Annotated in this window: 14 protein-coding genes; 5 read left to right on the top strand and 9 right to left on the bottom strand. The window is 69.4% G+C overall.

Annotated features, from left to right (window positions below; all coding sequences use genetic code 11):
• Positions 1-43: 43 nt before the first annotated feature.
• Together ACLQ2Q_RS09135 and ACLQ2Q_RS09130 are read right to left on the bottom strand one after the other, a co-directional pair.
• The gene (locus ACLQ2Q_RS09135; protein WP_425820131.1) at positions 44-229 is read right to left on the bottom strand and encodes a DUF1918 domain-containing protein; all 186 of its coding nucleotides are present in this window, start codon (positions 227-229) and stop codon (positions 44-46) included.
• Between the two features lie 134 nt (positions 230-363).
• On the bottom strand, positions 364-765 hold the full coding sequence (locus ACLQ2Q_RS09130; RefSeq protein ID WP_425820130.1) for a RidA family protein: 402 nt from the start codon (positions 763-765) through the stop codon (positions 364-366).
• Positions 766-915: 150 nt separating this feature from the next.
• On the opposite strand from ACLQ2Q_RS09130, the gene ACLQ2Q_RS09125 reads away from it, so the two are divergent.
• On the top strand, positions 916-2,067 hold the full coding sequence (locus tag ACLQ2Q_RS09125) for an aminotransferase class I/II-fold pyridoxal phosphate-dependent enzyme (protein ID WP_425820129.1): 1,152 nt from the start codon (positions 916-918) through the stop codon (positions 2,065-2,067).
• A gap of 20 nt (positions 2,068-2,087) precedes the next feature.
• Here the strand turns inward: ACLQ2Q_RS09125 and ACLQ2Q_RS09120 are convergent, their stop codons facing one another.
• From ACLQ2Q_RS09120 to ACLQ2Q_RS09110, 3 genes are all read right to left on the bottom strand, one after another.
• Positions 2,088-3,986, bottom strand: a complete 1,899-nt coding sequence (locus ACLQ2Q_RS09120; RefSeq protein ID WP_425820128.1) for a choice-of-anchor Q domain-containing protein — start codon at positions 3,984-3,986, stop codon at positions 2,088-2,090.
• 470 nt (positions 3,987-4,456) lie between these two features.
• A complete protein-coding gene (gene ychF, locus ACLQ2Q_RS09115) occupies positions 4,457-5,530 on the bottom strand; it encodes a redox-regulated ATPase YchF (RefSeq protein WP_425820127.1) in 1,074 nt (357 codons plus the stop codon).
• Between the two features lie 217 nt (positions 5,531-5,747).
• Positions 5,748-6,497 (bottom strand): class I SAM-dependent methyltransferase, encoded by a 750-nt coding sequence (locus ACLQ2Q_RS09110; RefSeq protein WP_425820126.1) that lies wholly within the window; start codon positions 6,495-6,497, stop codon positions 5,748-5,750.
• A gap of 68 nt (positions 6,498-6,565) precedes the next feature.
• Here ACLQ2Q_RS09110 and ACLQ2Q_RS09105 point away from each other — a divergent pair, with 68 nt between their 5' ends.
• Together ACLQ2Q_RS09105 and ACLQ2Q_RS09100 are read left to right on the top strand one after the other, a co-directional pair.
• Positions 6,566-7,186, top strand: a complete 621-nt coding sequence (locus tag ACLQ2Q_RS09105) for a 3'-5' exonuclease (RefSeq protein WP_425820125.1) — start codon at positions 6,566-6,568, stop codon at positions 7,184-7,186.
• A 67-nt stretch (positions 7,187-7,253) separates the two neighbouring features.
• Positions 7,254-8,579, top strand: coding sequence for a DNA recombination protein RmuC (locus tag ACLQ2Q_RS09100; RefSeq protein WP_425820124.1), 1,326 nt, complete (start codon positions 7,254-7,256; stop codon positions 8,577-8,579).
• A gap of 15 nt (positions 8,580-8,594) precedes the next feature.
• On the opposite strand, the gene ACLQ2Q_RS09095 is transcribed toward ACLQ2Q_RS09100, so the two are convergent.
• Together ACLQ2Q_RS09095 and glpX are read right to left on the bottom strand one after the other, a co-directional pair.
• On the bottom strand, positions 8,595-8,909 hold the full coding sequence (locus ACLQ2Q_RS09095) for a hypothetical protein (RefSeq protein ID WP_425820123.1): 315 nt from the start codon (positions 8,907-8,909) through the stop codon (positions 8,595-8,597).
• Between the two features lie 127 nt (positions 8,910-9,036).
• Positions 9,037-10,023 (bottom strand): class II fructose-bisphosphatase, encoded by a 987-nt coding sequence (glpX, locus tag ACLQ2Q_RS09090; protein WP_425820122.1) that lies wholly within the window; start codon positions 10,021-10,023, stop codon positions 9,037-9,039.
• A 204-nt stretch (positions 10,024-10,227) separates the two neighbouring features.
• Between glpX and fbaA the strand changes: the two genes are divergently transcribed.
• Positions 10,228-11,256: a class II fructose-bisphosphate aldolase gene (gene fbaA, locus ACLQ2Q_RS09085; RefSeq protein WP_425820121.1), complete on the top strand. Its 1,029-nt coding sequence runs from the start codon at positions 10,228-10,230 to the stop codon at positions 11,254-11,256.
• An 88-nt stretch (positions 11,257-11,344) separates the two neighbouring features.
• On the opposite strand, the gene ACLQ2Q_RS09080 is transcribed toward fbaA, so the two are convergent.
• Positions 11,345-11,998: a DUF6264 family protein gene (locus tag ACLQ2Q_RS09080; RefSeq protein ID WP_425820120.1), complete on the bottom strand. Its 654-nt coding sequence runs from the start codon at positions 11,996-11,998 to the stop codon at positions 11,345-11,347.
• The gene (locus ACLQ2Q_RS09075; protein ID WP_425820570.1) at positions 11,995-13,029 is read right to left on the bottom strand and encodes a 4-hydroxy-3-methylbut-2-enyl diphosphate reductase; all 1,035 of its coding nucleotides are present in this window, start codon (positions 13,027-13,029) and stop codon (positions 11,995-11,997) included. The genes ACLQ2Q_RS09080 and ACLQ2Q_RS09075 overlap by 4 nt, the downstream gene beginning before the upstream one ends.
• A 98-nt stretch (positions 13,030-13,127) precedes the next feature.
• Here ACLQ2Q_RS09075 and xseA point away from each other — a divergent pair, with 98 nt between their 5' ends.
• Positions 13,128-14,423: an exodeoxyribonuclease VII large subunit gene (gene xseA, locus ACLQ2Q_RS09070; RefSeq protein WP_425820119.1), complete on the top strand. Its 1,296-nt coding sequence runs from the start codon at positions 13,128-13,130 to the stop codon at positions 14,421-14,423.

The following is a 14,423-nucleotide window of genomic DNA, read 5'->3' as shown; positions in this document are numbered from 1 at the left end:
CCATGACCGCGCCGGCTTGTGTCGGGCCGAGCGAGCGAATCCGTCAGTCCGCGTGCACGAGTTCGCAGTCCGCCCCCGGCGCCAGGATGGTCTCATGGCCGTCGTCGTACCGCACGACGAGCAGCGGGCTCTCCTTGCTCCCGCGCACGTCGATGACCTCGCCCTCGCGCTCGGCGGCGCCGACGGTGCGTCCGTGTATGCGGACTCGGTCCCCCACAGTGGCTTGCATGGCGAACACCTCCGCACCCAGAATATCGCGCCGATATCGACCGCACGAGGGGTGATCTCGACGCCACGACGGCCGTAGGCGCGCTGGAGCGCCGACACCTCCGTGAGGCCGACCACAACGGGGACGAGACGCCGTCAGTCGGTCGTGATGGCGGCGATCGCGCTCACCTCGATCAGCGCCCCCGGGACGCCGAGGCCCGCTACGCGCGCGGCGGTCACCAGCGGCGGGGCGCCTTCGCGTGCCAGTCGCGGTGCGATGGCGCCGTACGCGGCGCCGAGGTCGGCGCTCGTGTCGATCAGCACCGTCCACGAGAAGACGTCGGCGAGGGAGGCTCCGGCGGCTTCGAGCGCCGCTCTGGCGTTTTCCACCGCACGGACCGATTGCTCGGCGATGTCGTCGGAGACGAGCGATCCGGTGTCATCGACACCGTTCTGGCCACCCACGTAGATCATGGTCGCGTGCGGCGGCACGATGGCCACGTGGCTGAACGCAGGACTGGAGACGAGACCCGCCGGAGAGAGAAGTGAGATATCCATGCGGGCGATGATCGCAGTCGTCACCGACACCGGCCGTGGCGGTGCCGATTGACGCACCTGGCCCGACTTGGGAAGCTGACAGGGCGACGACGCGAGGCTGGGGTGATTCCTGTGGTGATATCGGCACGTGCAACCGAGGCGAAGGCGGCGGTGGACAAGGTCACCGCGTTCTTCGGACGGATCCAGGGGCTCGCGGACGATGACGACGCCCTGGATTTCACCTTCGGCAATCCCCACGAGCTGGCTCTACCAGGGCTCTCGGACGCGATGCGTGCCCAGGTCGATCCCCGGTCGGTGGACTGGTTCGCCTACAAGAGCAGCGAGCGCAGCGCGCAGGAGGTCGTCGCTGCGGGTCTGCGCGACGAGCTCGGGCTGGCCTTCGAACCTGAGGACATCGCGATGACCCAGGGCGCGTTCGGGGCGATCTCGCTCGCCTTCGCCCTGTTCGCAGACGCGGGCGACGAGGTCGTGATCCCCGTCCCCGGCTGGTTCTGCTACGAGCCGATGCTGCGTGCCGCGAACCTCATCCCCGTGCGGGCGGCACTGGACCCGGTGAGCTTCGACCTCGATATCGACGCGATCGCCCGGGCGATCACTCCGCGCACGAGCATCGTGGTCGTCAACTCACCGGCCAATCCCACCGGTCGCGTCTATCCGAGGTCGGCATGGGAGGCGCTTGCCGAGGTGCTGGAAGAGGCGTCCCGCACCCATGGACGCCGGATATGGCTCCTCTCCGACGAGCCGTACCGGCGGATCCGCTTCGACGGCGTGGATTTCGCCTCGCCGGCTGCGTCGTATCCGTGGACGGTCATCGACTACAGCTACGGGAAGGTGCTCCTGGCTCCGGGTCAGCGGCTCGGCTACCTCGCACTCTCCCCACTCATTCCCACCGAGGCGCGGGGCGAGCTCCGCGACGCCCTCTTTCCGCTGGGCCTCGCGATCGGCTGGGGATTCCCCGATGCGGTCATGCAGTATTCGGTGCCGGCGCTGGAGACGCTTTCGATCGACATGGCCGAACTCGCACGCAAGCGCGATCGGATGTACGGCGCCCTTGTGGATGCCGGAGTCGAGGTCACCCGCCCGGAGGGGACCTTCTATCTCTGGGGAAGAGCGCCGGGCGGCGATGCGCGATCCTTCTGCGACGCGCTCGAAGCGCGTGGCGTCTACGTGATGCCGGGAGCGCTCTTCGACCAACCGCATCACTTCCGGATCTCGCTCACGGCGACCATGGACTCGATCGATCGCGCCATCCCCCACCTGGTCGAGGTGGCGGCGGAGCTCAATCGGGATGCCCCACGCTGACCCTCCAGGGATGTCCCTGTTCAACAAGAGAAGGGCTGCCCGTCCCCCGCATCCACGCAGAAGTCGTTTCCGGGACCACCGTCCAGATCGTCGCTGCCGGGACCGCCGATCAGCACATCGCGGCCGTCTTCACCGTCCAGCTCGTCATTTCCTGAACCGCCCGACAACAGGTCGTCACCGCTGCCGCCGATCAGATGGTCCGGGCCCCGTCCACCGAGAAGCACATCCCGGCCGCCCAGACCACAGAGAACGTCGGCCCCGTCCCCACCGATGAGGACATCGGAACCGCTGGTTCCGGTTTGGGTGCATGCAGGGGCGACCACCTCTGCGATCTCCACGGAACCGGCCTCGCAGTTGCTTCCGACCGGCCGGATGACACCGCGCTGGTCCGCGGTGAGAACCGTGCACGCGGCGGCGGGCACGGCGCCTGCGGCGGGACTGGTGTCCAGAGGGACCCTCGTCTGGGTCGGGCCTCCGTTGTCGGTCAGGGGCCCGAGCTGCGGGTCTCCGACGTTCGTCTGATCGCCGGGGCCGGCGACGAACGCGCACGAGGTGTCGCCGCCGACGTTGAATCCCGACGAGATCGTGGTTCCGGCGATCGCGCAGTCGGTACCCCCGCCCGTGGCCCCGGCAACGATCGATGCGAAGCTCTGGAGGTCTTCCCCGGTGCCGACGTTCGCGCCCGTGGGCGCGCTGTTGCCGACCACGGTCGCGTGCCGCAGGAAGACATCGCCGGTGCTGGCATAGATCGCGCCACCGGTCACCGCCGCGGAGTTGCCCGAGAACGTCGAGTTGTCGATGCGGACTTCGCCCGTTGCGGCGTATATCCCGCCACCTCGACCCTCCACGCCGGCCGCCGAGTTGGCGCTGAACGTCGAACCGGTGAGAACGATCTGCGCCGGAGGCGGGTCGTCCGTCAACTCGACGATGGAGACGACCATCCCTCCGCCGGGGCCGCTGCGCGTGTTACCCGCGACGGTCGTGTCGGTGATCGTGGCCGTTCGCCCCTCCCCAGGCTCGTCCTGGTCGACGCTCCACGCGATGCCCCCACCGGTGGTCGATCCGGAGGGCGCATTCCCGGTGATCGTGGAATCGGTGATGACGAGGTCGCCACATGCGGAGCAGCCCACCCCGGTCCCCCCGTTGCCGACCGCGGAGGAGTTGACGAACGTGAGCACGCCCTCCCCCTGGCCGGTCGTGGACACGCCACCCTGACCGTTGTCGTTGATCGTGGAGTCGAGGATGCTGACGGCGCCGTCGACCGCGCCGATCCCTCTGCCGGTGTTCTGCGTGATGGTCGATCCGTCGACCGAGATGCTGCCGAAGGAGATCCGGATGCCGGTGCCCGTGTTCGGGCCGAGCGTGGAGTCGACGAGCGCGATGCCGGATCCGGCGATGACGTCACCGCTGTCCAGCACCGCTCCGGTTCCCGCATCGTTGCCGGAAACGGTCACGCCCGTCAGCTCGACATCCGAGTTGAAGCGCATCGCGGCACCGCTGAAGTTGTCACCACCGGTGATCGTGACGTCGCTGACCGCGACCTGCGGGGCGCTGTCGAGCTGGTCGAGAACCCGCTCGCCCGCACAGGTCTGCTCGATGATCGACCCGTGTCCGGCCAGCGTGAGGGACTCCGTGCCCGTGTGGTCGAGGTCGCCTCCGGCATTCGCATCCTCGTCGGCGCCGCACAGCGTCAGCGTGTACGTGCTGGATGCGGCGAGTTCGATGATGGTCGGGTCGACGGCCGCATTCGCCTGGGTCACCGCCTCGCGCAGCGAGACGAGGCCATCGCCGCCGTCCACGACGTCAGATGTCGTGGTGACCGTGACGGTCGCGGCCATCGCCGGGGTCGCGGTGACGAACACCGAGGTGGACGCGGCGACGAGGGCGACGAGACAGGCGAATGCGATGCGCTTCTTCATGATGAGTCCCACCGAGTGGGTCGGGCCGGCTGATGCGCCGGATCACCCGATCACACTTCTGGCCTCCAGGGTGCACCCATCCGGGCGAATCCGCCACGGCCTTCTTCACCGAAGGGCAACCTGTGGTTTCCGACTCCGCTACCAAGCGACCGGGGCGTCGGCGCGTTTGTACCGCTCCGCTCGCTCGGAATCGTTCGCGTGTCGCGCGCTTCCGGAGGAGATTCCGCTTGGGGAGGGAGGATCCTCGTGTATTCCTCCTCCCGAGACGGGATCTCCTCCCGATGCACGCGCGACTGGACCCTTCATGAGCCATTGAACGGCACGATGCTCGCCGCCTGGATACTCGCGGGAGACACATCGTCATCGTGGATGTACGTTGCGCGCTCGCCCGCTATCCCCTCGGCGTGAACTAACGGCGTCCACCGCCGCTCGCGGCTCCCGCGAGTTTGAGCTATCGGGCATCGCCAGATCTACACGTTGAAGCGGAACTCCACCACGTCGCCGTCCTTCATGACGTACTCCTTGCCCTCGAGCCGGGCCTTGCCGCGGTGGCGGGCCTCCAGGACGGAGCCGGCGTCGACGAGGTCGTTGAACGAGATGACCTCGGCCTTGATGAAGCCCTTCTCGAAGTCGGTGTGGATCACACCGGCGGCCTGCGGAGCCTTCCAGCCCTTGCCGATCGTCCAGGCGCGAGCCTCCTTGGGCCCCGCCGTGAGGTAGGTCTGCAGTCCGAGGGTGTCGAAGCCGATGCGTGCGAGCTGGTTGAGCCCTGATTCGTCCTGGCCCGTCGAGGCGAGCAGCTCGGCGGCGTCGGCGGGGTCGAGGTCGATGAGCTCCGACTCGATCTTGGCGTCCAGGAAGACGGCGTGAGCGGGAGCGACCAGCTCCTCGAGCGCGACCTTGGCCGCGTCATCCGTCAACACCGCCTCGTCGACGTTGAAGACGTAGATGTAGGGCTTCGCGGTCAGCAGGCCCAGCTCGCGGATCGGCGCGAGGTCGATGCCGGACGATGACAGCAGGATGCCGCGCTCCAGCGCGTCCTGCGCGGCCTTCGCCGCCTCCAGCGCGGCCGGTTCGGCCTTCTTGGTCTTGACTTCCTTCTCGATGCGCGGCACGGCCTTCTCGAGCGTCTGCAGGTCGGCGAGCATGAGCTCGGCGTTGATGGTCTCGAGGTCGTCCTTCGGGTTCACGGCGCCCTCGACGTGCACCACGTCGTCGTCCGTGAAGCCCCGCACGACCTGGGCGATCGCGTCGGCCTCGCGGATGTTGGCGAGGAACTGGTTGCCCAGGCCCTCGCCCTCGCTCGCGCCGCGCACGATGCCGGCGATGTCGACGAACGACACGGTGGCCGGCAGGATCCGCTCCGAGTGGAACACCTCGGCCAGCTTCTCGAGCCGGGGGTCGGGCAGGCTCACGACACCGACGTTCGGCTCGATCGTCGCGAACGGGTAGTTCGCCGCGAGCACGTCGTTCTTGGTGAGTGCGTTGAAGAGGGTGGACTTGCCGACGTTGGGCAGGCCGACGATGCCGATAGTGAGAGCCACGGGCGTCAAGTCTACGTGCGACAGCCGTCGTGACCCGGCCCCGCCCGCCGCCGTCAGGGACAGACGTAGCGGAACGACGCCGTGACGTACGGCATCGCGATCGTCGGCCCTTCGGTCTGTGGCTGCCGCCGCGGCCCAGCCAGTCGACCGCTTGCCGTGGATACGACGGCCGCCACCTCGCAGACGCCCGCGACCCCGTCGAAGGATGCGGCGTCTGTCACGGGCGCAGAGCGCGGTAGGCGCGCGTGACGTACGGCAGGTCGATGCTCGCGTCGCCCCGCAGGCCGAGCTCGTCGAACAGTCGGGCCAGTCCGGTCTCGATCGCTGCGCGATCCTCCGGCGCCGCCGTGATGATGTAGCTGCGCGAGCGCGCCATGGCCAGCAGCGCCTCACGGGTCATGGGACGTGTCCACCGCCATTCCCTGCTCTCGATCCGATCGAACGGTGCGGCGATCGGCGGATCCCCCGCGGAGAGCATCTCCTCCGCGGAACTGCCGTGCATGATCTTCGTGAGGCGGCGCACCCACCCCTGGGCCTCGTCGCGCACATTCCAGATGAGGCCGAGAACGCCGCCGGAGCGCAGCGCGCGGCCGACCTCCCGGGACCCGGCGACCGGCTCCACCCAGTGCCACGCCTGACCGAACACGATCGCGTCGAGGCCGGCGTCCGGGAGCGGCAGCGCCTCCGCCGTGCCGAGGAACGTCGGCACGCCGGGAACGGCATCGCGGAGGGTCGCGAGCATGACCGCGTCGGGATCGATCGCGACGACCTCGGCCCCGGTGGCGGCGACGGCCCTGGTCAGCTTGCCCGTGCCGGCACCGACATCGGCCACGCGCAGGCGGCGCTCATGGGATGCCACCGGCTCCAGCATCCATTCGACCGCCTCGGCGGGATACTCCGGCCGTCCGGACTCGTAGGCCCCGGCCGCGGCACCGAACGACGTGGACATCTCCTCGCGACCTGCCATGTTCCGAGCCTACGACGAGCGCGGCGCGCCTACGCCGGCGCTCGCGGAGCCGGAGGAAGGCTGACCACGTGCCCTTGGATTTCACCGCGATCGACTTCGAGACGGCGAACTCCAGCACGGCATCGGCGTGCGCGGTGGGACTGGCCAGGGTGCGAGGCGGCCGCGTCGTCGCGACGGCCGGGTGGCTCATCCAGCCGCCCTCGGGGCACGACGACTTCCACCCGTTCAACACGGGCATACACGGCATCCGCAAGACGGACGTCGCGTCCGCCAAGGGCTGGAGCGCTCAGCTCGACGACCTGTGCGGGTTCGCCGGCGCCGATGTGCTCGTCGCGCACAACGCCGGCTTCGACATGGGCGTGCTGGGCCGGGCGTGCGCGGCCACCGGCGACGTGTGTCCGCCGTACCGGTACCTCTGCAGCCTGCAGGTCGCCCGCAAGACCTACGCTCTGCCGTCGTACCGCCTGCCGTTCGTCGCCCAGGAGGCGGGCTTCGGCCCCTTTTCGCACCACGACGCGAGCGCGGATGCGCTCGCGTGCGCCCACATCGTGATCGACGCCGCCCGGCGGGCCGGAGCGATGGATGTCTCGTCCCTGGCGGAGATGACGGGCGTGCGGGTGTCGCGCATCGCGGGCCCCGACAGCGTGCCCGTGCCGTCCGTGGTCGAGGCCCTCGCCGCGGTCGCCTGAGCCGCGTTCACGCTTGCGCTGCCCGTACCTCCGCGGCAATGTCCGAAGCCCTCGGCATGATGGAGCCATGGATCCCGTGACCGCATCGCTTCTGGCCGTCGCCTGCCTCGCGGCCGGCGGCCTCGCCGGCTGGTGCGCGCACGCGGCGCGCGCCGCCTCGGCCGGAGCGCGCACCGCATCCGATCTGCTCGCGCGCGTGGCGGCGGCCGAATCGGCGGCCATGGGCCTGCGCGAACAGCTTGACCTCCGCAACGACGAGTACCGCGAGATGATCGACCGCGCGCGCGCCGACCAGGCCGTGCATCACGAGCGAGAGCGCCGTGAAGCCGCGGTGCTCACCGCGCTCTCCCCCGTGCGCGAGACGCTCCTGTCGATGCAGCAGAAGGTGTCGGAGCTCGAACGGGACCGGCAGGCGCAGTTCGGGTCGCTCGCCGAGCAGCTCCGTCGTGCGCACGAGTCGGATGAGTCCCTGCGGGCAACGACCGAGTCGCTGGCGAGCGCACTCCGCTCCAACACCACACGCGGGGTCTGGGGCGAGACGCAGCTGCGGCGAGTGGTCGAAGCGGCCGGACTCACCCGATACGTGGACTTCGACGTGCAGACGGCGATCTCCTCGGATGCCGGCGCCGGCCGGCCGGACATGATCATCCGGCTTCCGGGCGACAAGGCCCTGGCCGTCGACGCCAAGGTGCCCCTCGACGCCTACCTCGAAGCGACCGCGATCCCGCTCACGGCGACCGGCGACGAGGGCGCGAGGCGCAAGGACCTGCTGCAGCGGCACGTGCGCGCCGTGCGGGCCCACGTGGATGCGCTCGCCAAGAAGGCGTATTGGGCCGGGCTCAGCTCGAGCCCCGAGTTCGTCATCTGCTTCGTGCCGAGCGAATCGCTCCTCTCCGCGGCCCTGGAGGAGGATCCGACGCTGCTCGACCACGCCTTCGGCAAGCGCGTTGCGCTGGCCTCCCCCGTCAACCTCTGGGCCGTCCTCAAGACGGTCGCCTATACGTGGACGCAGCAGGACGTGTCCGACGAGGCGCGCCTGCTCTTCGATCTGGGCAACCAGCTCTACGACCGGCTCGGTGGGCTGGCGCGTCACGCCGACGATCTGCGGCGTGCCATCGAACGCACCGTCGACAGCTACAACAAGTTCGCGGGCACGCTCGAGTCCCGCGTGCTCGTGACGGCTCGGCGTTTCCCCGGCATCGACCAGACGAAGCTCGACGCCGTCGCCGAGCCTTCAGTCATCCACTCGGTGCCCCGTCGGCTCTCGGCCGTCGAGCTGCTCGAAGCCCTCGACGTTCCCGAGGTGGCCGAAGGCCAGGAACGGCTCGACGACGCGTCGGCCCCGGCGATCACAGCCGACGTGGGGACGCTCCGGTCACGCCTGGATCAGTGACGCCCGGGTGGCAGATCACGTGCCGCCGGGTACGAAGCTCAGCAGCACGATCACCGCGGTGGAGACCGCGAGGAACGCGCCGATCATCCACCACGCGCTGACCTCGTGGTCATCGTCCCGCCGCACGCGGAACAGCACGTCGGCACGACGCGATGGGTCGACGATGATCCGGTGAGCGCCGGTGGTGGGAATCGATCCGGACGTCGGGATCGACCCCGTGGTCACGGGAACCCGGGGCATCGACCCCGGATTCGTCGACCCGGCATTCGGGAGAGCCGAGGGCTGAGAGTCGCCGGCCGGCGATGAACCGGTGGGTCCCTGTGCGCTCATGTGCCGCTCGCCTCCTCGGCGCCGTGAATGGCCGCCGTCCAGCATCCATTGTGCCAGCCCGAGGGCGGCGCGACCGGCACGACGCGAGTCGCCGAGCGTCAGCGCACTCGAGTCGGAAGTGCCGGGGCTACAGCCACTTGGACGTCAGGTGCTCCGACGTGATCCGACGCAGGGTGCCCGACGCACTGCGCAGCACGACGCTTTCGGTGTAGAGATAGTCGCCCTGCCGCGTCACGCCGGCGACGAGCTGTCCATCGGTCACGCCGGTCGCGACGAAGATCGTGTTCTTTCCGGTGACCAGTTCCTCGGCCTCGTAGACGTGGTCCATCTTCAGACCGGCATCGATGCCCCGCTGAGTCTCATCGTCGGTCTGCGGCCAGAGGATGCCCTGGATGTGGCCGCCGAGCGCCTTGATCGCACACGCCGTGACGATGCCCTCCGGGCTGCCGCCGACGCCGACGCACATGTCGGTCTTGGCGTTGTGGCGAGCCGCGTTGATGCCGCCGGCCACATCGCCATCCGACATGAGCCGGGTGCCCGCCCCCGCTTCGCGGATGTCGGCGATCAGCTTCTCGTGCCTCGGACGGTTCAGCACCGAGACGACGATCTCGTCGATCGGCTTGCCCAGCGCCTTGGCGAGCAGCCGGATGTTCTCGCCGATCGGCAGGCGGATGTCGACGACGCCGACGCCGGCGGGGCCCGTGACGAGCTTGTCCATGTAGAACACCGTCGACGCGTCGAGCATCGAGCCGCGGTCGGAGACGGCGATGACCGAAAGCGCGTTCTGCCGCCCGGCGGCCGTCAGCGACGTGCCGTCGATCGGATCCACGGCGATGTCGCAGGCGGGGCCACGTCCGTTGCCGACGTGCTCCCCGTTGAACAGCATGGGGGCCTCGTCCTTCTCCCCCTCCCCGATGACGATGACGCCATCGAAGTTCACGGTGCTGAGGAAGGCTCGCATCGCGTCGACGGCAGCGCCGTCCGCCGCTTCCTTCGCGCCTCGGCCGACGAACGGCACGGCGCGGATGGCCGCGGCCTCCGTCGCCCGCACGAGCTCGAGAGCGAGGTTTCGATCGGGGTGCAGGGGACTCATGTCGCCGGTGATGCTGACCATGTGCTCAGCCTAGCGACGGGCCTGTGACAACCCCCGGTTTCGAGGGGCCGCGGGCGTGAAGCTTTGGCGATTCTTAACAAGACGGTCATCCCCGGCTCCGCCTGGTCGGCGGGCCCGCTGCCACCTGACCGCTCGCTCGGCCTTCGATAGAGTGACAGCACACGTCCCCGCACCGATCATCGTGCCCACGACCAAGGAGCCGTCATGCCCGTCGCAACCCCAGAGCAGTACGCCGAGATGCTGGACCGCGCGAAGGCCGGTGGGTTCGCATACCCGGCCTTCAACGCGTCGAGCTCCCAGAGCGTCAACGCGATCCTGCAGGGTCTCACCGAAGCCGGATCGGACGGCATCATCCAGGTCACCACGGGCGGCGCGGACTACTTCGCCGGTCACACCGTCAAGGGCCGGGCCACGGGCGCGCTGGCGTTCGCGAAGTTCGTGCACGAGGTCGCGAAGAGCTACCCGATCACCGTCGCGCTGCACACCGACCACTGCCCGAAGCCGGCCCTCGAGGATTTCGTGCTCCCCCTGATCGCCGAGTCGGAGAAGGTCGTCGCGGACGGCGGCCACCCCATCTTCCAGTCGCACATGTGGGACGGCTCCGCGGTGCCGCTCGATGAGAACGTGCAGATCGCGCAGGAGCTGCTCCCCCGTCTGAAGGCCATCAACGCGATCCTCGAGGTCGAGATCGGCGTCGTCGGTGGCGAGGAGGACGGCGTGCAGCACGAGGGCTCGAACGAGGCCCTCTACACGACGGTCGCCGATGTCACCAAGGCGGTCGAGGGCCTCGGCCTCGGCGAGAACGGGCGCTGGATCGCCGCGCTCACGTTCGGCAACGTGCACGGGGTCTACAAGCCGGGAAACGTCAAGCTGCGCCCGGAGCTGCTCGGCGAGATCCAGGAGGGCATCGCGTCGCGCTTCGGCACCGGCCCGAAGCCCCTCGACCTGGTCTTCCACGGTGGCAGCGGCTCGACCGACGAGGAGATCGCTCTCGCCGTGCAGAACGGTGTGATCAAGATGAACATCGACACCGACACGCAGTACGCCTTCACGCGCGCGGTCGCCGGCTACATGTTCAGCAACTACGACGGCGTGCTGAAGGTCGACGGTGAGGTCGGCAACAAGAAGGCCTACGACCCGCGCGCCTGGGGCAAGGTCGCCGAGACGGCGATGGCCGCGCGCGTCGCCGACGCGACCCGCCAGCTCGGCTCGGCGGGCAAGTCGCAGAGCTGACCTCGAGAGACACCCGGTCGCAGCGCCGAAACGACGGATGCCCCGGCCGAAATGGCCGGGGCATCCGTCGTTCGGGCCGAGCCGGAGCTCAGCTCCCGACGCGCGTGAGGTACTCGGCGATGGCCGGGTCGCCGAGCAGCGGCACCAGCAGCAGCGCGGTGACGGCGAGGTAGCTGACCACCGCGCCGACGATCGGCACCCAGAACGTGATGCGCCCCCGCCGCAGCATCCGCCACGAGAGAACGGCCGTGATCAGCCAGCCGATCGCGAACACGGCGGCGGCGATCGTGCCCCAGAGCCGCCCCTGGGCGAAGTTGGTGAACTCGCCGTCGATCCCGACGGTCTCCATCCACATGTTTGCGAACGTGGGGAAGTCGGTGAGCGCGACGAACGAAGACAGCACCGCGAACAGCCCGTAGCCGAGCAGGGCGATGGTGATCACGCGATCGGCGAGCCCGCCACGTCGCTTCGCCGGCTGTGCAGCCGAAACCGGAGGCGACTTTTCGGGAGCGGAGGCCGCCGGTCGGCTCGGGCCCGGTGACTCCGGGACCACCGCTTGACCATTCTCGAGCGCCCACGTCGCATCCGGCTGGCGGATGCGAGCCCGCTGCTCCTCAGGAGTGGCGTACTCCCCGTACAGCGGGCGGTCGGGGCGGGCATCGGTGCGTTCGACGGCCACGGACGGCGCGGCGGGCGTCTTGTCGGCGGATGCCGCCGGCCTGCCCTCCGTCGGCTCGCTCACGCCTGCACCCGTCCGCCGAGTGCCCGCTCGTCGCGATTGCCGGCGGCATCCTGACGCAGCTCTTTCGGAAGGGAGAAGATCAGGTCCTCCTCGGCCGTCTTGACCTCTTCGACGTCCCGGTATCCCGCGCCCGACAGCTCCTCGAGCACCTGGGCGACGAGCACCTCCGGCACGGATGCGCCGCTGGTGACGCCCACGGTCTCGACGCCGTCGAACCACTCCTGGCGCATCTCGTCGGCGTAGTCGATGCGATACGCGGCCTTGGCGCCGTACTCCAGGGCGACCTCCACGAGTCGCACGCTGTTGGACGAGTTGGCCGAGCCGACCACGATCACAAGGTCGGCGCCCTTGGCGACCTTCTTGATCGCGACCTGGCGGTTCTGCGTGGCGTAGCAGATGTCGTCCGACGGCGGATCCTGCAGCTGGGGGAAGCGCGCCCGAAGTCGACGGACGGTGTCCATCGTCTCGTCGACGGACAGGGTGGTCTGGGAGAGCCAGACGACCTTGGACGGGTCGCGCACCTGGATCGTGTCGGCCTCGTCGGGTGAGTTCACGATGGTCACATGCTCCGGCGCCTCGCCCGCCGTGCCCTCGACCTCCTCGTGGTCCTTGTGGCCGATCAGCAGGATCTCGAAGTCGTCGCGTGCGAAGCGCACCGCTTCGCGGTGCACCTTGGTCACCAGGGGGCAGGTCGCGTCGATGGCCTGCAGGCCCCGATCGGATGCCGCGGCCACGACAGCCGGCGACACTCCGTGCGCGCTGAAGACGACGTGTGCGCCCGGCGGAACCTCGTCGACCTCTTCGACGAAGATGGCCCCCGCTGCCTCCAGCTCGCTCACCACGTGGATGTTGTGCACGATCTGCTTGCGCACGTAGACGGGCGCGCCGTAGCGCTCCAGGGCCTTCTCGACGGCGATCACCGCGCGGTCGACGCCGGCGCAGTAACCGCGCGGCGCCGCGAGCAGCACCCGCTTGTGTCCGGCGACCGGGATATCCTGGAGGCGTCCACGCCGCCCCGGTATGCGGGGCACGGGCAAGCGGACGGCAGGAGTGGTCACGTGTCGATTCTACGTGGGACCCCCTGGATACAAGCCGAGTCCCGGCAGCGAACACACGACGTGAGGATGCGATGACGACCTTCCAGGCCGCCGCCTCCCCCGATGCGCCGCCGCCGCCCGACTCGGTGGCGCCGCGGGATTCCACCCCCCAGGCGCCCACCTCCGTGTCGCGATTGAACGAATCGATCCGCGACTTCGTCGCCCGTTGGGGCGCCGTCTGGGTCGAGGGTGAGATCACCGCGTGGAACGTGCGGGGCAACGCGGTGTACGGTCGCATCAAGGACCTCGCGACCGACGCCACGATCTCCGTGCGCGTCTGGTCGAGCGCCCGCATGCGGATGCCCGCCGACCTCAAGGTCGGCGACCACGTGATCGCGTGCGTCAAGGCGGACTACTTCGTCAAGGCCGGCGACTTCAGCTTCCAGGTCTCGTCGCTCCGCCACGTCGGCCTCGGCGACCAGCTCGAGAAGCTCGAGCGCCTGCGCGTGCAGCTGCGGCAGGAGGGGCTCTTCGACTCCTCCCGCAAGAAGTCTCTGCCGTTCCTGCCGCGCCGGATCGGGCTCATCACCGGAGAGCGCTCGGATGCCGAAAAGGACGTGCACCGCAACGCCGAGCTCCGCTGGCCTCAGGTGCGCTTCCGCACGGAGTACGCGGCCGTGCAGGGGGATCGGTGCGTTCCCGAGACCCTCGCCGCCCTGAGGCGACTGGATGCCGACCCCGAGGTCGATGTCATCGTGATCGCGCGCGGCGGCGGCGACCCGCAGACCCTGCTCGGATTCAGCGACGAGCGTCTGCTGCGCGCCGTGGCCGCGGCATCCACCCCCATCGTCAGTGCGATCGGACACGAGAACGACCGGCCGCTGCTGGATGACGTCGCCGACCTGCGTGCATCCACCCCGACCGACGCTGCCAAGCGCGTCGTGCCCGATGTGGCGGAGCAGCTGACCCTCGTGCGCCAGCTGCGCTCCCGCCTCACTACCCGGCTCGTTCATCGCGTCACGAACGACGTGGAGAGACTGGAGCAGCTGCGCTCACGGCCGGTGCTGCGAGCGCCGGAGAGCATGATCGACGGCCGTTCGCAGGAGGTGTGGCTGCTGGTGTCTCGTGGCCGCGAGCGCATCGGACGGCAGATCGAGCACGGGCACCGGCGCACTCTCGAGCTTCAGGCCTCGCTCAGGGCGCTCTCCCCCGCTGCCACTCTGGCGCGCGGGTACGCGATCGCCCACATCGCCGGCGGGGTGATCGTGCGAGACGCGGACCAGGCGCCGGCCGGCACGCCGCTCGTGGTGACGCTCGAGCGCGGATCGCTCGCCGCACGCTCCGAGGGCGAGATCGCCGAGTCGGGCGATGCCGGAGCCCGGATTTAG

Origin of the sequence: Microbacterium sp. DT81.1 (assembly GCF_049844955.1) — a bacterium.
Classification (GTDB): Bacteria; Actinomycetota; Actinomycetes; order Actinomycetales; family Microbacteriaceae; genus Microbacterium.
This window is presented reverse-complemented; position numbering and strand designations above follow the sequence as displayed.

Coding starts and splice junctions, on each gene's coding strand:
- ACLQ2Q_RS09135 (WP_425820131.1), bottom strand. CDS start 229: ATGCAAGCCACTGTGGGGGACCGAGTCCGCATACACGGACGCACCGTC.
- ACLQ2Q_RS09130 (WP_425820130.1), bottom strand. CDS start 765: ATGGATATCTCACTTCTCTCTCCGGCGGGTCTCGTCTCCAGTCCTGCG.
- ACLQ2Q_RS09120 (WP_425820128.1), bottom strand. CDS start 3,986: ATGAAGAAGCGCATCGCATTCGCCTGTCTCGTCGCCCTCGTCGCCGCG.
- ACLQ2Q_RS09110 (WP_425820126.1), bottom strand. CDS start 6,497: ATGGCAGGTCGCGAGGAGATGTCCACGTCGTTCGGTGCCGCGGCCGGG.
- ACLQ2Q_RS09100 (WP_425820124.1), top strand. CDS start 7,254: ATGGATCCCGTGACCGCATCGCTTCTGGCCGTCGCCTGCCTCGCGGCC.
- ACLQ2Q_RS09095 (WP_425820123.1), bottom strand. CDS start 8,909: ATGAGCGCACAGGGACCCACCGGTTCATCGCCGGCCGGCGACTCTCAG.
- glpX (WP_425820122.1), bottom strand. CDS start 10,023: ATGGTCAGCATCACCGGCGACATGAGTCCCCTGCACCCCGATCGAAAC.
- fbaA (WP_425820121.1), top strand. CDS start 10,228: ATGCCCGTCGCAACCCCAGAGCAGTACGCCGAGATGCTGGACCGCGCG.
- xseA (WP_425820119.1), top strand. CDS start 13,128: ATGACGACCTTCCAGGCCGCCGCCTCCCCCGATGCGCCGCCGCCGCCC.